Source organism: Citrobacter amalonaticus, from assembly GCF_018323885.1.
GTDB classification, from domain to species: domain Bacteria; phylum Pseudomonadota; class Gammaproteobacteria; order Enterobacterales; family Enterobacteriaceae; genus Citrobacter_A; species Citrobacter_A amalonaticus.
Genome location: NZ_AP024586.1, coordinates 20,448 through 40,153 on the forward strand (window position 1 = coordinate 20,448; position 19,706 = coordinate 40,153).

16 protein-coding genes and 2 pseudogenes are annotated in these 19,706 nt (G+C 51.2%); 3 read left to right on the forward strand and 15 right to left on the reverse strand.

Annotated features, from left to right (window positions below):
• Positions 1–142: 142 nt before the first annotated feature.
• The 7 genes from KI228_RS22375 to pcoA all read right to left on the reverse strand — a co-directional run bounded on the left by KI228_RS22375 (position 143) and on the right by pcoA (position 6,993).
• A complete protein-coding gene (locus tag KI228_RS22375; RefSeq protein WP_019843136.1) occupies positions 143–577 on the reverse strand; it encodes a hypothetical protein in 435 nt (144 codons plus the stop codon).
• Positions 578–797: 220 nt separating this feature from the next.
• Positions 798–2,198, reverse strand: a complete 1,401-nt coding sequence (locus KI228_RS22380) for a sensor histidine kinase (protein WP_019843137.1) — start codon at positions 2,196–2,198, stop codon at positions 798–800.
• A complete protein-coding gene (gene pcoR / locus KI228_RS22385; protein WP_019843138.1) occupies positions 2,195–2,875 on the reverse strand; it encodes a copper response regulator transcription factor PcoR in 681 nt (226 codons plus the stop codon). Before pcoR ends, KI228_RS22380 begins: the two co-directional genes overlap by 4 nt.
• Before the next feature lie 53 nt (positions 2,876–2,928).
• Positions 2,929–3,858, reverse strand: coding sequence for a copper homeostasis membrane protein CopD (copD, locus tag KI228_RS22390; RefSeq protein WP_141227285.1), 930 nt, complete (start codon positions 3,856–3,858; stop codon positions 2,929–2,931).
• A gap of 4 nt (positions 3,859–3,862) precedes the next feature.
• Entirely contained in the window at positions 3,863–4,243 is a 381-nt protein-coding gene (gene copC / locus KI228_RS22395; protein WP_105528764.1) for a copper homeostasis periplasmic binding protein CopC, read from the reverse strand.
• A gap of 39 nt (positions 4,244–4,282) precedes the next feature.
• Positions 4,283–5,170 carry a copper resistance protein B gene (locus KI228_RS22400; RefSeq protein WP_212807605.1) on the reverse strand — a complete coding sequence of 296 codons (888 nt, stop codon included), beginning with the start codon at positions 5,168–5,170 and terminating at the stop codon, positions 4,283–4,285.
• Between the two features lie 5 nt (positions 5,171–5,175).
• Positions 5,176–6,993, reverse strand: coding sequence for a multicopper oxidase PcoA (gene pcoA / locus KI228_RS22405; RefSeq protein ID WP_105528766.1), 1,818 nt, complete (start codon positions 6,991–6,993; stop codon positions 5,176–5,178).
• A 234-nt stretch (positions 6,994–7,227) separates the two neighbouring features.
• On the opposite strand from pcoA, the gene KI228_RS22410 reads away from it, so the two are divergent.
• Both KI228_RS22410 and KI228_RS22415 read left to right on the forward strand, forming a co-directional pair.
• Positions 7,228–7,674, forward strand: a complete 447-nt coding sequence (locus tag KI228_RS22410; protein WP_141227288.1) for a copper resistance protein — start codon at positions 7,228–7,230, stop codon at positions 7,672–7,674.
• Between the two features lie 283 nt (positions 7,675–7,957).
• Positions 7,958–8,698, forward strand: coding sequence for a peptidoglycan DD-metalloendopeptidase family protein (locus KI228_RS22415; RefSeq protein ID WP_141227289.1), 741 nt, complete (start codon positions 7,958–7,960; stop codon positions 8,696–8,698).
• Positions 8,699–8,728: 30 nt separating this feature from the next.
• On the opposite strand, the gene KI228_RS22420 is transcribed toward KI228_RS22415, so the two are convergent.
• Both KI228_RS22420 and KI228_RS22425 read right to left on the reverse strand, forming a co-directional pair.
• On the reverse strand, positions 8,729–8,926 hold the full coding sequence (locus KI228_RS22420; RefSeq protein ID WP_000843500.1) for a DUF2933 domain-containing protein: 198 nt from the start codon (positions 8,924–8,926) through the stop codon (positions 8,729–8,731).
• 30 nt (positions 8,927–8,956) lie between these two features.
• Positions 8,957–10,321, reverse strand: a pseudogene (locus tag KI228_RS22425) (heavy metal translocating P-type ATPase); the annotation flags it as partial.
• 73 nt (positions 10,322–10,394) lie between these two features.
• On the opposite strand from KI228_RS22425, the gene KI228_RS22430 reads away from it, so the two are divergent.
• Entirely contained in the window at positions 10,395–11,399 is a 1,005-nt protein-coding gene (locus tag KI228_RS22430; protein ID WP_000427614.1) for an IS110-like element IS5075 family transposase, read from the forward strand.
• A 255-nt stretch (positions 11,400–11,654) separates the two neighbouring features.
• On the opposite strand, the pseudogene KI228_RS22435 reads toward KI228_RS22430, so the two are convergent.
• The 6 genes and pseudogenes from KI228_RS22435 to KI228_RS22460 form a co-directional block, all read right to left on the reverse strand.
• Positions 11,655–12,737 (reverse strand): annotated as a pseudogene (locus KI228_RS22435) (P-type ATPase actuator domain-containing protein); the annotation flags it as partial.
• Between the two features lie 118 nt (positions 12,738–12,855).
• Entirely contained in the window at positions 12,856–13,296 is a 441-nt protein-coding gene (locus KI228_RS22440; RefSeq protein WP_000758233.1) for a DUF411 domain-containing protein, read from the reverse strand.
• Positions 13,297–13,382: 86 nt separating this feature from the next.
• Positions 13,383–16,529: a Cu(+)/Ag(+) efflux RND transporter permease subunit SilA gene (silA, locus tag KI228_RS22445; protein WP_141227291.1), complete on the reverse strand. Its 3,147-nt coding sequence runs from the start codon at positions 16,527–16,529 to the stop codon at positions 13,383–13,385.
• Between the two features lie 10 nt (positions 16,530–16,539).
• The gene (locus KI228_RS22450) at positions 16,540–17,832 is read right to left on the reverse strand and encodes an efflux RND transporter periplasmic adaptor subunit (RefSeq protein ID WP_141227292.1); all 1,293 of its coding nucleotides are present in this window, start codon (positions 17,830–17,832) and stop codon (positions 16,540–16,542) included.
• 91 nt (positions 17,833–17,923) lie between these two features.
• Complete coding sequence (gene cusF / locus KI228_RS22455) at positions 17,924–18,277, reverse strand: cation efflux system protein CusF (protein ID WP_141227293.1); 354 nt, start codon at positions 18,275–18,277, stop codon at positions 17,924–17,926.
• A gap of 28 nt (positions 18,278–18,305) precedes the next feature.
• Positions 18,306–19,691: an efflux transporter outer membrane subunit gene (locus KI228_RS22460; RefSeq protein WP_141227294.1), complete on the reverse strand. Its 1,386-nt coding sequence runs from the start codon at positions 19,689–19,691 to the stop codon at positions 18,306–18,308.
• Between the last annotated feature and the right edge of the window lie 15 nt (positions 19,692–19,706).

The following is a 19,706-nucleotide window of genomic DNA, read 5'->3' on the forward strand; positions in this document are numbered from 1 at the left end:
TTAGTTCGTGCAATCTATCTTATGTTAAATTTTGTCCGTGGTTACTACGGTTATAAAAAAAACGCTCCCTTTTGAGGAGCGTAAGCCAGTGAAATCGGCGTCAAATGAGGGTCTAACAAGTGGAGCTGCGGGTTAATACGGGTTAATTCTGAACGCTCTGACTGCGGTGTTTTTCAGCCTGCTGCTGATGGATAACGGATGACTGACCGTTATTTGCCTTCTCATGCACCACAGCGGCTTTCTCATGTTCATTCATTTTGGAGAATGACTTTGCGCTTTCGCCGGTGGTTTCAGTTTTGGTGTTCATCATTTTTTTATGCATATCAGCCATATCCTGATGCGCGCCAGATGTGCCGTTCTGCATCATGTCATGTGACATCGCGGCCTGCTCGTGGTTACTCATATCCATCATTTTCATTCCTTCACCCTGAACGGTACTTCTGGCCGCAGAGGACTGCATCTGATGGGCCGGCGCCTGGGCATTATTTACCTGGTCATGCATGTTCATGGTTTCTGCAGCCCAGGCGGATGACGTGACAGCCATAATGGCCAAAAAAGATACAAGCGTTTTTTTCATGGTAGGATCCCCGGTGTTAAGATGCCCTGACTGATCAATACCTTATTAAATGTAATGAAAGCAATTGGTCACAGGGCGGATTAAGTGTTACTCAGGGCTTTATGTGACTGCATTATCACACTGCTCCTGATTTATAACTGAGTATAAAAAACCGCCTCTGTTTATTGCGTGACTGAATGATGACATTTCTGTCACCTGCGTATTTCACGTGTAAAAAACGTCACCTCATCAACAGGCGCACACTAAAGAGGATAGTGCGGCCCTGTTGTTCAGCCGACAGATCACCGCCATGTGCGTGAATGATCGACCGCGTTATGGATAATCCCAGCCCGGCCCCTTCAGTGTTATGAACACGTGATGAGTCCGCGCGATAGAAGCGATCAAACAAGCGCTCCAGATTAGCTGGCACGCCGCCTGACACCGGATTCGAAATGACCACTTCAACATAGTCACTGCCCTGAGCGATCTGTATTGATGTACGGGTATTATCCGGAGAGTATTTAATGGCATTGGAGAGCAGGTTGCTGAACGCGCGTCGCAGCATGTCACTGTCCCCTGCCACGGTCCCCTCGCCTTCAACGCTGATTGTTTTTCCTGTTTCTTCGGCCAGGGGTTCAAACAGCTCACGTAATTCATTCAGCTCTTCCGCCAGATTCACGTCTTGTTTATCCAGCTGCAGCAAACCATGTTCAGAACGAGCCAGAAAAAGCATGTCACTGGTCATTCGTGATAATCTTTTGAGTTCTTCCAGATTCGCAAATAAAATTTCACGGTAATGCGAAACATCTCTGACCTTGGCCAGGGCAAACTGCGTCTGCATCATCAGATTACTGACCGGCGTACGCAGTTCGTGCGCAATATCGGAAGAGAAATCAGACAGTTTCCGGAAGGACCCCTCCAGGCGGTCGAACATGTTGTTAAACTCCCGCATGGTCTCAGAGATTTCCGGGGGCGCCTGATCGGGATTGAGACGCTGGTCAAGGCTGTGGACAGTCATGGAGGAAGCCAGACTGGTCATCTCCCGCAATGGTTTCAGGCCGATTCGTGTGGTCAGCCAGCCCAGAAAAACCGAAATAAAAACCAGACCGGTATTAAACCAGAGCAGCCAGGTACTGAGCTTATCCATAAACAGGGTGTGATACCCTGTATCCGTGGCGACAGTAATGATGAAATGTTTACTTTTACCTTCTTCCGGTGCTACGGCTACACGTCGAGAGATGCTGCGGTATACGGTATTATTTTCTTCAGTCTGGATCATATAGTCCAGAATATCCCCGGACTGGTTCAGCAGGGTTGCAGGGACCAGCGAATTTTTAGCGTAGAGCTCAACAATTTTTTCATTTTCCATATTTTTAATGGAAATGAATAATCCATTGTGCCCCACCATCGCATCATTTATTTTATCGGATAAGGATTTAATATCCGTTTTGCTCCTGTAAGTTTCTGTTTTAAGAAACTCTTCAGTAAGCTGGAGTTTTCCAGTGAGGAAATCTCTGTCCTGGTTGTCAAAATAGCTGTTCAGCGTGCTGATCAGAATAAAACTTGAAAGCCACCATACCGTCAGCATGACTGCAGAAAATATCAGGCTCAGGCGGGTGGTCAGGGAAATATTGAACTTCACTCTTCTTTGATCTCCAGTACATAGCCGGCACCGCGAACGGTGTGGATAAGTTTGGGCTCAAAGTCATCATCAATTTTACTTCTCAGACGTCTCACGGCCACATCAATCACATTCGTATCGCTGTCAAAATTCATATTCCAGACCAGGGATGAGATCAGGCTTCGGGGTAATACTTCTCCCGTACGCTGAAGCAGCAGCTCAAGCAGCACGTACTCTTTTCCGGTGAGATGGATCTTTTTACCTGACCGGGTTACGGTCCGACGGATCATATCAACGGTCATATCAGCAATGGTGCAGACTGTGGCACTCTGCGCACGTGCCCGGCGCAGTAACGTTCTCACGCGTGCAACCAGTTCGGTAAAATCGAAAGGTTTGATCAGATAGTCGTCTGCACCCAGTTCAAGTCCTTTCACTTTATCCCGTACGTTATCCTTTGCCGTTAAAAACAATACTGGCTCTTCATGACCCGAGGCCCGCAGCGACGTGATAATTTGCCACCCGTCGAGATAAGGCAGCATGACATCCAGAATGATTAAATCGTAAGATCCCTTTGATGCCGCTCCGAGGCCGTCGCGCCCGTTATCGAAGAGGTCGGCCTGGTATCCTTCCTCAATCAGCCCCTGCTGCAGATAGCGGCCTGTTTTCTGTTCGTCTTCAACGATTAATATACGCTGCATAGTCCACTCGCTGACATGATAGTCATATTTTTACGGCTCACTCCTTCAGTATCCTAGCTGGCCTGAGACGGGGCAAGCATTCCAAGCCAGGAGACAGCCCCCAGAATGGTGACAGCAATGACGAACTCAGTCAGGATACTGTTACGCATCAGCGCGACGCTGCGAACATAATTTCCTTCCCTGACCATGTCCTCAAGCCGGGGACCAAGGTGAAACCGGTTTGCTGCTGCCAGCAGAAGCATCAGAACGAAAAGCGCTGTTTTTGCAAGCAAAATACTTCCCCAGGCGCTGCTGAACAGAGGGGCTAACTCACCCTCAGCAATATACAGATAGTTGACCAGCGCACTCAGGCTCAGGGTCACAACGATCACGGTTCCTGCCGTTGCAAATCTTGCTAATGAATCAGAAATAATGCTGACGCTCCGGGCGTTATGGTTATTTTTGCGCATCAGTAAAATGGCGAATGCGGCCAGTGCACCGGTCCATGCTCCTGCTGCGCCAAGGTGTGTCAGGTCGCTGAACAAGTGGAGATAGTAATGTACGCCATCATGCATAACGGCATGTCCGCCCCATGCCAGTGTGGCCAGCGCCACGCCGCCGCTGATGGTCATCAGCAGACAGGAAAGCACTCTTTTTATAGTGTACAGGAACAGTCCACCGAGTGTGATAAACAGAGCAAAGAGTCTGACAACCCAGCTGATCCCAACGTCGGTTTCTTCGATCACCATTTCGATAATATGAATGGATAATTCTCTGAAATCTGTCACCCCGCTCATGGCATTGGATACCAGCAGCATATTCATTCCTGTCAGCAGGATGCCGATCAGTACAGCTAAAGCGATAAACGACCTGAAATTAATTAAATTATGCATCTCATTCCGGACGCCGCTTATTCCATATATCTGGAAGAAAGGCAACCCAAATAAAATCATCAAATCAAGATACAGAAGGAAACGGATAACAATCATAATCAGGTCGTTCATGATATTACTTCACCGTAAAGGTATAATTACCGGTAATAGGATGTGTATCTGATGAAACCGCACGCCAGTCCACACGATAAGTGCCGGCGGGTAAAGGTTCACGCGGGATAATAATCATAGACTTGGGATCAGATCCTGGTGCCACTTTAGCCGCCACTGGCATCGGTGAATGCGACGACATACCTTTCATTCCGGTCATTGTCAGTTTCGCGCCTGAGAATTTCACGGTCAGATCTTCCGTAAAATTAAGCTGGATTTTTTCCGGGGCCGGCACGGCTGAATCAGCCTGCGGAACCGAGCTTTTTAATTCCGGATGCGCCATAGCAGAAAAAGCGACGCCCATAATCAGCCCACCCGTCAGAATGGCTTTTTTTAATATCAACATATTCTTTACCTGTTAAGTTGAGTGTTTTGTGTCAGTGCATTAAAACCAGATTCTTGCGCCCGCCAGGAATACTATCTGACTGTCTTTTTCGCCTTCCCTTTTCGCCATGTCGGACGTTGTTCCGTACAGCTGATTCCAGGAAACGCCAATATAAGGCGCGAATTCACGCCGGACTTCATAACGTAGCCGGAGACCAAGTTCGGTATCGGATATCCCTCTGCCCCGCCCCCGCGATTCATCATCCTGGCTGTAGATATTCACCTCGTAGGATGGCTGCAGTATCAGCCGGTTAGTCAGTAAAACGTCGTATTCTCCTCCCAGGCGAAGGGCGGCCTTTCCGCCATCACTGACAAACCCCGTGATTTCGGATTCAAAGTTGTAAAGGGCCAACCCCTGGAAACCGACGGCAGCCCACGTCCGGGCAGATCCCGGTCTGAAATCCTGTCTTATACCGGCAACCAAATCCCACCATGGGCCTACTGCGTGCCCCCAGAGAAACTGGGCTTCTGCCGTCTCCGTCTCTCCACCACTTCGTTCACCTTCGCTCTTGATCCACAGCCGGTCGATATCACCACCCACCCAGCTGTTCACGCTCCAGCTGAAATTATTCCGGTTGTCTGAACGCTGCCATTCAAGCTGATCGAGAAGAACCAGGTAATTAATTGCGCTGTCATGAACAGCATGGCCCTTTAAATTGCCAGACGCAGCCTTCCGATCGGCTTCGGTAACGGGCGGAACAGGCGTTCTGCTCTCAGTGACCACGGGCTCCATGGCAGTCATTTCAGTAAAACCGGCATCGGCTGACATCTGCATAGTGGACATATCATGCCCGGAGTGCGGGTCGGCGGGCGTTCCCGCAGCAAACGCGACAGGTGATGCAATCAAACCAGCTGCAAGCACAGATATGGCGCAGGTATTCATTTTCATGTGCATTACTCCTCCACCCGGACTTCACGAAACATTCCCATTTCCATGTGATAGAGCAGATGGCAATGGTAAGCCCAGCGGCCTAGTGCATCAGCTGTCACTCTGTAACTGCGCTTTGTTCCGGGAGGAACATCAATGGTATGTTTACGCACCATGAAATTACCGTTTTCATCTTCCAGATCACTCCACATACCATGGAGGTGAATAGGGTGAGTCATCATGGTGTCATTGACCAACGTGATCCTGAGTCGTTCACCGTATTTGAGCACCACCGGCGCGGCGTCTGAAAACTTGATACCGTTAAAGGACCAGGCAAACTTTTCCATATGCCCTGTAAGATGCAGTTCAATGGTGCGGCCAGGCTCTCTTCCATCCGGATCCTCAAAGCGGCTTCTGAGATCGGCATAGGTAAGAACCTTACGACCGTTGTTGCGAAGCCCTATGCCTGGATCGCTTAATTTCGGGGAGACGCTCATTGCCTGCATATCAACCAGCGGATTATTGGTTTCGGACGCAGGATGGCTCTGCATTCCCGGCATTCCAGCCATCTGGGAATGATCCATACCGGCCATACTGCTGTGATCCATTGGCGTGGAGGGTGCCGCGCTGTCCGGCATCCCGGCTCCGTCCATTGACATCATCTCTCCGCTGTTATCCATTCCCGCCATCTGGCCGTGATCCATCCCTGACATATCATGGCTCATTCCCCCCATACCCATATCATCCATTGTCAGCAATGGACGCGGATCGAGTGCGGGGACGGCAGCACTTACACCCTCTCGCGTGGCAAGCGTTCCCCGTGCGTAACCGGTACGATCCATCGATTGTGCGAAGATGGTATAGGCCTCATTCTGAGGCTCAACGATGACGTCATAGGTTTCGGCAACAGCGATCCTGAATTCATCCACGGTGACCGGATTAACATACTGGCCATCCGCAGCTACCACCGTCATTTTCAGGCCTGGTATGCGAATGTCGAAATAGGTCATCGCCGAGCCGTTGATAAAGCGTAAGCGTACTTTCTCACCGGGGCGGAACAGCCCTGTCCAGTTTTTCAGAGGCGCCTGTCCGTTCATGAGATAGGTGTAGGTATAGCCGCTGACGTCGGCGAGGTCAGTCGGGTTCATTTTCATTTCAGCCCACATTTTCCGGTCGGCAATGGTGGCTGACAGACCTTTGGTGTTCACATCCCGGAAAAAAGACCCCACGGTCGGTTTATTGAAATTGTAATAATCCGACTGTTTTTTTAATTTTTTCAGCAAGCTGTGAGGATTTTCATCCGTCCAGTCAGACAACATCACCACATGCTCGCGGTCATAAGCAAAGGGCTCCGGTTCCCGGGCATCAATAATGATGGCACCGTAAACCCCCTCCTGCTCCTGGAGCCCTGAGTGGCTGTGGTACCAGTACGTCCCGTTCTGCCTGACCCTGAAGGTATAGACGTAGGTATCATCTGGTTCGATACCCGTAAAACTGAGCCCCGGCACACCATCCATGTTGGCCGGAAGAATAATGCCGTGCCAGTGTATGGACGTCTGTTCATCAAGGCGATTTTTGACTCTGAGGGTGATGGTATCACCCTCTTTCCAGCGCAGGGTCGGCCCCGGCAGCCCACCATTGATCGTCTTGGCCTGACGTTCGCTTCCGGTGATGTTTACTGCCGTTTCTCCAATGGTCAGGTCAAAATTGGTGCCCTGCAGGGACGCTGCAGGTGGCAGACTCAGGGTGGAGCGCGCATTAAAGCTCCATACGCCAAGACTTCCGGCTACGCCAGAGAGGGTTAATCCCTTCAGAAATGTTCGTCGTGACGTTTTTAACTGCATGCGAGTTCCCTTAATTAAATTATGGCCATTAGCGGAATTCGAGAACCGGTTATAATCAATTTTCCGGTTCTGACTCTTACAATGAAATGACGTTAGCACAACTAAAAAAACAATTTCATTACAATGCTGTAATGAAAGACGTTGTATTACATTTACGTCATCTTTCCCACGGGAAGGTTATTTTTATATATAATCAAGTGGACATCTTATTATGCGCCACCAAAGGTATTCATTATGAAAACTTTTATCGCAGTTACTATCTTATCCACATTATTTATGGGTTCAGCGTTTGCTCAGTCCAGTAACCTGTCTCATGATGCACATCGCTTCGTAAATAATGCCACAGCGTTTCCTCATGTTGAGGCAGCCAGGCATGAACAACCCCGCGTAAAAATAAACAAAGCCAGCGCAATTTCTTTCTCAGAAATGAATGAACATGAAAGAGCAATTATTGCCCATTCCTTTATGAATAACAGTACGTCGTATGCCCATCAAAAAATGATTGAGGGGCATAAAAAAAAACTGAACAAAAGTGAGACAAACACAGCATCCTCATCCTTCAGTGAACTGAATGCCGGAGAGAAAGCCGCCCTGGTCCATGAGCGTGTCAATAACGCAGGGGCTGAAGCTCACCAGATACAGGCGAGAACCCTTCGTGGATTGTATGAAAATAAGGAGTAGCTGACGGAGTGCGTGCGGCTTTCGTATGACCAGTCAGCCTCACGGAAAGGACACAGGACGGGGCGTTAATCTCACTGCGTCCCGCCGTAATCTTTTCCATCATGCTATTCTTCGTTGTCCGGATGGTCATAAAGCAGCCAGAGTATCTGCAGTAAACAGATTAAATGATATGTTACAAAAAGGACAATCATCAGTGTAGCTCCGGGAATACTGGCAGATGACTTATCTCCTGAAATCCCATAGCATATCCCGCAGTGATAATGCTAACGGCGACTTTCAGTAAATGTATTCTACCGATGTTGTAAAAGATAATGCGTATGTAGCAGCCTCCCGTGCAGGTCTGGAAAAAAATGAAATTGCTGTCCTCCAGCGCTCCCTGCCTCCCCGGTACGATCTTCGACATTTAAAAAATAATGAATCACTAAAACTCCTGCTTCAAAAAAAAGCAGGAGAATCCCGGGTCGTGGCCTATAAATTCACGTCAGGTAAATTTAATTACACCGCTTATCGTATTTCAGACAAGAGATTCTACAACCTGTCGGATACCGGCAGCAGGGCCGGACTGGATTATCCGCTGCCGGTCACAGCAAGACTCAGTTCACCTTTCAACCCGGCCCGCCTTAATCCTGTGTCGGGGAAGGTCAGTCCGCATAATGGTATTGATTATTCAATGCCCATGAATACAAAAATTGTCAGTGTTATCAATGGGAAAGTTACCCGGGCTGAATACAACAGCACCATGGGCTATTTTGTTGAAGTGTCCGGCAAAGACAATGTTAAAACGCGTTATCTTCATCTCAGTAAAATCCTCGTTAAAAAAGGAACGCCGGTTTCCCGGGGAGCCGCTATCGCGTTGTCCGGTAACAGCGGGCGCTCATCCGGTCCTCATCTTCATTATGAGCTGGTCATTAACAATAACCCGGTCAATTCACTGGCTTTCAGGGCGGCAGGGCCTGCGGATAACAATAAACTCGAACAGCACGCGTACGCCCATGCCCGTGACTATGGGCGATATCTGGACTGATATCCGGGCCGCAGAGCGGCCCGTCGTGGGTCAGTTTTTTTTATCATCCGACCCGTCGTGATGCTGATGTTGCCCGTGCCCTCCGTGGCCGTGAAACAGGTGCATGAGGGGACATATCAGCAGCAACAGATAAGGCCAGTAGCCGGCCAGATGTGACCAGTGCTCCCGTAAAAGTGCAAATACCGCGATCGCGGCGACAGCAATCAGAGCATAAGTGGTACTTTTCATGACGGACTCCTTATGTCAGCAAAGGCGCATTTATTCATGCGCTTCTTTGCCGAGCCTGATACTTCTGAGACGTAACGCATTGACGATAACGCTGACGGAGGAAAGGGCCATAGCCGCTGCCGCGATCACCGGCGAGAGCAGTATGCCATACACCGGATAAAGCAGGCCTGCCGCCACGGGTACTCCGAGGGCATTGTAGATGAAGGCAAAAAACAGATTCTGCCGGATATTTTTCATGGTGATCTCAGACAGTTGTCGGGCCTTGTTCAGCATCATCAGGTCACCTTTAAGAAGCGTGATGCCGGCACTCTCTATCGCCACATCTGTCCCCGTACCCATTGCAATCCCCACGTCAGCTGCCGCGAGTGCAGGTGCATCATTCACGCCGTCTCCCGCCATCGCCACCACATGGCCTGATGCTTTCAGACGGCTAATCACTGCTTTTTTACCATCAGGCAGAACCCCGGCTTCAACCTCTTCTATTCCGAGCTTATGCGCCACCGCTTCAGCGGTAAGCTGGTTATCCCCGGTCAGCATGACAATACGGATACCCGCCTCACGTAAGGCTTTAAGTGCGTCGGGCGTGGTTGCTTTCAGGGGATCAGAAATAGCGATCAGGCCGGCAAGCTGCCCGTCTGTCGCCACATAGATAACGGTAGCGCCTTCCCTGCGTAAGGCATCCGCAGTCGTCTTCTGGCTATCAATAACGATACTGTTTTCCTGCATGGCCAGCTCATTACCGATAATAACCCGCAGCCCTTCAACATCCCCTGAAACCCCTTTACCCGACGGGGCATTAAAATCACTGACAGCCGGCACCGTGATCCCTTTTTCACGTGCGGCGTTGACCACTGCCATACCCAGCGGATGCTGTGATCCTTTTTCTACGGCGGCCGTCACACGTAACAGAGCCTCTTCGCCGCCCTGATTCAGGCTGATTATGCCAGTCACCCTGGGCGCACCTTCCGTGAGCGTGCCGGTTTTATCGACAACCAGTGTGTTCACTTTTTCAAGGCGTTCCAGGGATTCAGCATTTTTGATTAAAACCCCTGACTGGGCCCCTTTGCCCACCCCCACCATTATCGACATGGGTGTGGCCAGACCCAGCGCACAGGGACAGGCGATAATCAGGACCGAAACCGCGGCTATCAGACCGTGTGCCACCCTGGGTTCAGGCCCCCAGACAGCCCAGACCACAAACGCGACAACTGCAATGATTATTACCAGGGGAACAAACCATCCCGAGACACTGTCAGCCATTCTCTGGATGGGCGCGCGTGAGCGTTGCGCATCAGCGACCATCTGTACAATACGGGACAGCATTGTTTCATCACCGACTTTCTCCGCCTGCATGATGAGGCTACCGGTCTGATTTATGGTTCCTCCGATAACGCGGTCATTTAATGAGATGGTCACTCCCTCCTTCCCAGTACTATGCTGAGGACAGGCTTTCATTCGGAGAACCATCATGGAAAACATTGCGCTTATTGGTATCGATCTGGGTAAGAACTCTTTCCATATTCATTGTCAGGATCATCGTGGGAAGGCCGTTTACCGTAAAAAATTCACCCGACCAAAGCTAATCGAATTTCTGGCGACATGCCCGGCAACAACCATCGCGATGGAAGCCTGTGGCGGTTCTCACTTTATGGCACGCAAGCTGGCAGAGTTAGGGCATTTTCCAAAGCTGATATCACCGCAATTTGTCCGCCCATTCGTTAAAAGCAACAAAAATGACTTCGTTGATGCTGAAGCTATCTGTGAAGCAGCATCACGTCCATCTATGCGTTTCGTGCAGCCCAGAACCGAATCTCAGCAGGCAATGCGAGCTCTGCATCGTGTCCGTGAATCCCTGGTTCAGGATAAGGTGAAAACAACTAATCAGATGCATGCTTTTCTGCTGGAATTTGGTATCAGCGTTCCGCGAGGTGCTGCCGTTATTAGTCGACTGAGTACCCTTCTTGAGGACAGTAGTTTGCCTCTTTATCTCAGCCAGTTACTGCTGAAATTACAACAGCATTATCACTATCTTGTTGAGCAGATTAAAGATCTGGAATCTCAGTTGAAACGAAAGTTGGACGAAGATGAGGTTGGACAGCGCTTGCTGAGTATTCCCTGCGTTGGAACGCTGACTGCCAGTACTATTTCAACTGAGATTGGCGACGGGAAGCAGTACGCCAGCAGCCGTGACTTTGCGGCGGCAACAGGGCTGGTACCCCGACAGTACAGCACGGGAGGTCGGACGACATTGTTAGGGATTAGCAAGCGGGGCAACAAAAAGATCCGAACTTTGTTGGTTCAGTGTGCCAGGGTATTCATACAAAAACTGGAACACCAGTCTGGCAAGTTGGCCGACTGGGTCAGGGAGTTGTTGTGTCGGAAAAGCAACTTTGTCGTCACCTGTGCTCTGGCAAACAAGCTGGCCAGAATAGCCTGGGCACTGACGGCGCGACAGCAAACTTACGAAGCATAAAGGCAGAAATACACCAGTTTAAACAATCATTCATCTGGTTTTGCGAATACTGATATTGATGATACTAACGGCCCACCGGCCTGTTGAGGAACCTGTAAAACGGAAAGGCTCATTGAAGCCGTATATTTTCTGGAGGTTCATCAGGCGCGGAACTCATCGAGGCGCGGGAATAAAATCCCATTCAGACGCCGGATAGATTCAAGCAAGCCAACTTGTCGTCAAAATCGGTGTTGCAAAAACGGGAGTGACCATAGATTCCGTTTTGGTAACCGGCATTGATTCCCCGGTTACCATTGATTCATCCACGGTGGTACGGCCTTCGAGCACGATGCCATCAACCGGAACACTCTCGCCGGGCCTGATACGGAGTTTATCGCCAGGCAGGACGTCTTCTGCTTTGATATCCGTCTCATGGCCATCAGGATCCAGACGTCTGGCTGTTTTGGGGGCGAGATTCAGCAACGCGGTAATGGCGCCTGACGTTTGTTCCCTTGCCCGTAACTCAAGAACCTGCCCCAGCAGGACCAGCACCGTGATAACGGAGGCCGCTTCAAAATACACGGCAACCTGGCCATTCATGATCCTGAAGGATGCAGGAAACAGAGAGGGAAAGATCGTGGCGATGACGCTGTACACCCAGGCCACTCCCGTGCCCATTGCAACGAGAGTAAACATGTTCAGCGAGCGGTTACGTAGTGAGGCTCCGGCACGCGAGAAGAATGGCCAGCCGCACCACAACACCACCGGAGTGGCCAGAAGCAACTGCAGCCAGACGTTGTACTGGGGCGGCAGTAATTGCATCATTTTCGGAAACAAATGGGATCCCATTTCGAGCACCAGAACCGGTAACGTCAACAGCAATCCCAGCCAGAAGCGTCTGGTCATGTCGCGAAGTTCATCACTCTGGCCCGTGGATGCCGTGGCAACAAGCGGTTCCAGCGCCATTCCACAAACGGGGCAACTTCCGGGACCACTGCGACGTATCTCCGGATGCATCGGACATGTCCACACGCCGTCAGACATCGCTTTCTCACTCTGCCGGTGTGACGGTTCTACCCTTTCAGGACTGGCTTCATGATGGTCATGATGATGGGAGGTTTCACTGGCGTTACCGCTCAGATAATGATCGGGATGGGCTGAAAATTTGCTCTCGCAGCTGGCAGAGCAGAAGTAAAACTGATGATCATGGAATCTGATGCTGCTGTGCGCCTTTTCCGGCAGGATGGACATTCCGCACACGGGGTCCCTTACCTTTCGCACTGACTGACTGTCGTCTGCGGATCGCGTCTGTTCAGAAGCAGGCTGGTGAACGTGTTTCACTGCATTATCATTTTTCACAGTAATTCTCCTTATGCACACCTGAAGCGTCTTATATCTACAGGGTATGTCACGGATGCGATTACCACGAATAATGCCGGCATCAGACTGGATGATGCCGGCGTCCCGTTATCAGCGTCTATTCGATTCTCTGGAAGACGTTCTGACTTCCATCCGGGGCAAAGGCGATAACATCGTAAGCCTCTTTTCGGTCGCCCATCTCCATTCCCGGGCTGCCTGCAGGCATGCCGGGGGTGGCGAGACCGTAAATACCCGAACCTGACTGCATTGCCTGATGTATCGTCGTCGCCGGGACATGGCCTTCGATGACCAGCTCGCCTGCAACCGCTGTATGACAACTGCGTAGTCCTGCCGGAACAGAATACTTTTCTTTCAGGGCTGACAGCGCCTGATCGTTCATGACGTGTGTTCGCACTTTAAACCCGTCTTTTTCCATCGCCTTGCCCCATAAGGAACAGCACCCACAGTGTTCAGATTTGTACATATCTATGACTTTTTCACTTGCGATTGCCGGCAGTGACAGGCCGAGAGCCAGGGCCACTAACACCACTTTTTTCATACTCACCTCGGTAAATTAGCGATATAAACCGTGTCGTTCACACGAATCTGTTCAGAAGGGCACCCTCCCGGGGTGCCCTTTCAGGATTAAGACACGCTTTTTTTATGTCTGCGCAGCCAGATTAATTTGTAGGCGGCAGGAATGATGAACAGCGACAGCAGCGGAGCAGTGATCATCCCGCCAATCATCGGCGCCGCAATACGGCTCATGACCTCTGAACCGGCGCCGGTTCCCCAGAGTATGGGCAGCAGACCCGCAATTATCACCGCCACGGTCATGGCTTTCGGCCGGACACGCAGCACGGCACCGTGATAAAGGGCTTCATCAAGGCCTTCCGGTGTGAACGTCTCCTTACGGGACAATTCCGGATGCGCTTCGATGGCATGACGCAGGTACATCAGCATGACCACGCCAAACTCCGCCGCCACCCCGGCCAGGGCGATAAACCCGGTGCCGGTGGCCACAGACATATGGAAGCCCTGCCAGTAGAGGAACCATATTCCTCCGACGAGTGCGAACGGCAGACTCATCAGAATGAGTAAGGCTTCATCAACGCGACGGAACGCCAGGTATAACAGAATGAAAATGATCATCACCGTCATCGGTACCATCAGTTTCAGCTTTTTATTGGCATGCTCCAGTAATTCAAACTGCCCTGAAAAGGATACACTGGTACCCGGTCTCAGTTTCACCTTCTGGCTGATGGCCGTCTTGATGTCGTTTACCACTGACACCATGTCCCGGTCGCGGGCATCAATATAGATCCAGCTGGCGGGTCGGGCATTTTCCGTTTTCAGCATCGTCGGTCCGGAAACCACCTTCACATCAGCGACATCACCCAGGGTGATTTGCTGCTTCATCGGTGTCAGGATCGGCATCTGCCTCAGGGCCTGCGGACTGTTCCGGTAATCCTGCGGATAGCGGATATTAATCGGGTAGCGGGCCACGCCTTCCACCGTTTCGCCTACCGTCGCGCCGCCGATGGCTGAGGAGACGAACATCTGGACATCGCCCACCGTCATCCCGTAACGGGATGCTTTTTCCCGGTTGATATCAACATCAATGTAACGGCCGCCTTCCAGACGCTCTGCCAGAGCAGACACCACACCCGGAACGGTTTTGGCTACCGCTTCAATACTCTGTGCTGTCGCATCGATATCGGACAGAACGGTTCCGGAAACCTTGATACCGATGGGGCTTTTAATCCCGGTCGAGAGCATATCGATCCGGTTACGGATTGGCGGCACCCACAGGTTTGCCAGCCCCGGTAAACGGACCGTCTTATCCAGTTCGTCAACAATCTTGTCAATCGTCATGCCCGGTCGCCACTGATCTTCGGGTTTCAGCTGAATGGTGGTTTCCACCATTTCCAGTGGCGCAGAATCCGTTGCGGTCTCAGCCTTACCGGTTTTGCCAAAAACAGACGCCACTTCAGGCACGGATTTGATGAGTTTGTCCGTGGTCTGCAGGAGCGCCGCTGCCTCTGCCGGCGACACGCCCGGCAGCGTTGACGGCATGTAGAGCAGATCTCCCTCGTTGATCTTCGGCAGAAACTCCCCGCCCACCTGACTCAGTGGCCAGATCACCGTGAAAATGGATAAGGCCGCAACCAGCAGGGTTGTTTTTGGCCAGTGAAGTACCCTGAGCAGTAAGGGGTGATACGCCTTAATCAGCCACCGGTTGAGGGGATTACTGGTCTCAGCGGGTATTTTCCCACGGATCCAGAATCCCATCAGGATTGGAATAACGATGATGGCCAGCGCGGCCGCACCTGCCATGGAATACGTTTTCGTGAAGGCCAGTGGCCCGAACAGGCGCCCTTCCTGCCCTTCCAGGGTAAAAATAGGAATGAATGACAGGGTGATGATCAGCAGGCTGATAAACAGCGCCGGCCCTACTTCCACGGAAGCATCGGTGATGACCTTCCAGCGGGTGGCGTTATCTATCTCCTCGCCAGGATGCTGATGGTCCCACTCTTCCAGCCGTTTATGCGCGTTTTCAATCATGACGATGGCCGCATCCACCATCGCCCCGACGGCAATCGCGATCCCCCCCAGCGACATAATATTGGCGTTCAGGCCCTGGAAGTGCATGACGATAAAGGCGATGCACAGGCCAAGCGGCAGAGAAATAATCGCCACCAGTGCTGATCGGACATGCCAGAGGAACAGCGCACAGACAATGGCTACAACAATAAACTCTTCAAGGAGTTTATAGCTGAGGTTGTCAATGGCCCGGTCAATTAACTGGCTGCGATCGTAGGTAGTGATAATCTCGACACCTTCAGGCAGGCTGGCCTTCAGCGTATCCAGCTTATCCTTCACGGCGGTAATAACCTCGCGCGCATTTTTACCTGAGCGCAAAATCACCACGCCGCCTGCCACTTCACCCTGGCCGTTAAGCTCGGCAATACCGCGACGCATTTCCGGTCCCGTTTGCACGCGGGCAACATCACGCAGATAAACCGGGATCCCGTTCTCGCCGGTTTTCAGGACGATGTTATTGAAATCATCGATGGTCTGAAGGTAGCCGCTGGCCCGGACCATGTACTCCGCTTCCGCGATTTCAACGGATGAGCCTCCGGCCTCCTGGTTAGAGGATTCAAGTGCCTGCTTAACTTCGGGCAGGCTGATGCCGTACTGCGCCAGTTTTTCCGGATTCACCTGGATCTGATACTGCTTCACCACGCCGCCCACCGACGCCACTTCGGCAACATTCGGAATGGTTTTCAGTTCAAATTTCAGGAACCAGTCCTGCAGGGAGCGCAGTTCCGCAAGGTCGTGTTTTCCGCTACGATCGACCAGAGCGTACTCAAATATCCAGCCCACGCCGGTGGCATCAGGACCTATTTCAGAACTGACACCGGCAGGCAGCTTGCCCTGAACCTGGTTCAGATATTCCAGAACGCGTGAGCGCGCCCAGTACAAATCGGTACCATCTTCAAAAATGACGTACACGTAGGAGTCACCAAACTGAGAAAAGCCGCGCACGGTCTTTGCGCCCGGTACCGACAGCATGGTGGTGGTGAGCGGATAGGTGACCTGGTTTTCAACAATCTGCGGAGCCTGGCCTGGATAGCTGGTTTTGATAATCACCTGCACATCAGACAGGTCGGGCAGCGCATCCACGGGGGTATTGATGATTGTCCAGGTTCCCCAGACGCTGAGGAACAGGGCTGCCATCATCACAAGGAAACGGTTGGCGACTGACCGCCGGATAATCCATTCAATCATCGTCGTCTCCTCAGTGTCCTGAATGCATGTTTACTGGCTGGTCAGTCATTGCGGGCATTGTGTCGTCCGTTTTTTCTGGATGGCGCATGCGCTCCAGTGCACCGGTAATATTGGCCTCCGAGTCAATCAGGAAGAGGCCGCTGACCACCACGGTGTCGCCTTCGTTCAGCCCGCTACCAATACCAGACTGTTGCTGTGATTCGTGCAGAACGTGGATTTTTTTCGGCACAAACCTGCCCTCATCATCAACGGTGATCACACGCTGTTCTTTACCGGTATCAATCACGGCCTGGCCCGGTATCAGCAGCATTTCCTGGCTTTGAGTATTAAGTTTCAGATACGCATTCATACCCGGCTTAAGCAGCTCGTCTTTGTTCGTGACCTGCAGACGTACCTGCAGCGTACGGGTTGTCTGATCTGCGCTCGGAAGAATGTTCCATTTTTCAACATGAAATGTTTTGTCCGGATAAGCCGGTACCGATATTTCAAACTGTGAAGTGTCTTTCAGCAGATAGGCAATGGATTCCGGGACTGCCGCACTGATCCAGACCGGATCCATCCCCTGGATCTGGGCCACTACTTTATCTTTCGATATGTTCATACCGGTACGCAGGTCAAACGCAGTGATGACACCATCGATAGGTGCCTTAATGGTAAACCGGGTCTGAATACTGCGGGTGGAACGCAGTCTCTGAATGTCCTCTTCCGGCATGCCTGCCAGGCGAAGCCGTTCCAGAACGCCTTTCAGTTGCGTGGGCGTGCCGCCGGTCCCGGACAGCAGGAGGAACTCACTTTGCGCCTCCACCCATTCCGGAATGGTAATATCGATAAGCGGCGTCCCTTTCTTCACATGATCGCCTGTTGTCAGGGGATAGACTTTTTCAACGAAGCCGTCAGAACGTGCCTGAACAATAACAAACTGATATTCGTTATAACTGACGTTGGCAGGGATTGTCTGGGAATAATTCAGCATTCCGCGCAAGACTTTTTGTGTTTTCAGTCCCAGATTCTGCACCTGAGTCGGGTCAATACGGATCCCGCTACCGCTTTTATCTTCATTTTCGTCAGCATATTTAGGCACCAGATCCATATCCATGAAGGGGGATTTACCGGGTTTATCAAATTTGGTATCCGGCTTCATGGGGTCATACCAGAACAGCACCTTGCGTTCCTTTTCGGTATTTTCTGTTTTTTCAGCTTTCTGTGCGGAATTTACAAACTGCCAGGCAGTGACAGATATCAGCCCTCCCGCTATGAGGCTGCTGATAATTATTGCAGCATATTTTATCTTTGAAGAAGCCATACAATTTCCCGCTAAAAAATCAAAACCCCTGGCATATGCGCCTGATGATTAATTAACAGGCGCACAGGTTGTATTCGCTCCGGATTGTCAATCAGGATTGCGTATCGTTGATACTTTTAAGTAAAGAGATATTGCCCTGTTGAACAAACGTAAAGTCAACATGAGTGCCCGCCTTCAGGGCCGTAATGCTGTCGTCTGCATTCACAAAGGTAAAGCGCATAGTCATAGCAGGCCAGCCAACCGCCGGGATGGCTTCGTGAGAAATCGTGATTTTCTTACTGCTGAGGTCAATGTCTTTGACAACACCCGTTCCTTTAATTATCTGCTGTGCTGATGCATCACCGGCAGCATTCATTTCGCTGTGCTGATGGGTTTCTGCATGCAGCCCCGCTGAAAACATTACGGAAAGAGCACTAAATACAACTGCTTTAAGTGAATTACGCATTTTATATTTCCTGATTAATTAAATAGCTTTACTCTACCCAACCGCCACCCAGCGCAGTGAACAGATTAATTTCATTGACCTGCCGGGAATAGGTAAGATCCAGAATGGCTTGCTGCGTGGTGAACAGAGAACGTTCTGCATCAAGCACTTCGATATAACTGACGGCGCCACTGGAATATAATCCTCTGGCGCGCTGAAGCGTTATCTGCAATGAGTCAAGATAACGCTGTTGTGCCTCCAGTTGCTGATTAATGCTGTCCCGCAGCGCGAGCGTGTCAGCAACCTCTTTAAATGCCGCCTGAATTTTTTGTTCGTAATTAACCACCGACTGCTGCTGACGAATTTCAGCGAGTTTCAGATTGGCTTTGTTTCTGCCGGCATTAAAAATCGGGATGTCAATTTTCGGGATAAAATTCCACATTCCACTCGCCGGTGTGAAGAGGCTGGATAATTCCGTGCTGCTTGCCGAAAGCCCGCTGGTCAGCGTGATGGACGGGAAAAAGGCGGCACGCGCTGCGCCGATATTGGCATCAGCGGCTTTAAGCTGATATTCCGCCTCCATAATATCCGGCCGCTGCAGCAAAATCTGCGATGACAGGTTTGGTGGCAGTTTTACTGGTTTGATCGCATTGCCTTCCATCCTTTTTTCCGATGGAAGCGCGCGATACGTTCCCAGTACCAGCTGCAGGGCATTATTGGCCTGAGCCAGGTCGCCTTCTCGCCTGGCGATCTCTGCACGGGTACTTTCTATCTGCCCGCGAGCCTGCTCCAGTGCCAGAACGTTTGTACTGCCGGTGACCAGCTGTTTCTCAACGAACGCATAGGACTGTTCGTAATTCTTCAGCGTCTCCCGTGCGATACGGAGTTGTTCATAAGCCAGTTGCTGACTGAAATAGCTCTGGGAAACATTTGAGACCAGCAGGATATGTACGGCACGACGGGCTTCTTCGCTGGCGAAATAGTTCTGCCTGTCAGACTCGCTCATATTTTTGAGCTTGCCGAAAAAATCGAGCTCGTAGCTGAGCGTCAGACCTGCGTCATATTCTTGGGTGGTCGGTTTGTCCCCTTTCAGTCCACCACTGTAGGTGATCCCTGAGGAAGCATTTAGCTGAGGATAACGGTCTGCATCCGTGACGTTGTACTGAGCCCGGGCCTCTTCCACCTTGAGGGCGGCCATTCTGAGATCGCGGTTGTTGGTCAGGGCTTCAGCGATAAGCCGGGTCACCTCGGGATCGGCAAAAAAGTTACGCCACCCGGTGTCCTGGTATCCCGTCACCGCCGGCTCCAGGCTGTTGCGGGACAGGGAGAACTGCTGGGGTACCGGTGCTGCCGGCCGCTGATATTCGGGCGCCAGAGAGACACAGCCTGCCAGGATGAATATCGTGCTGATGCTAAGTAGTTTTAATTTGAACATAACGCTTCTCGTCCA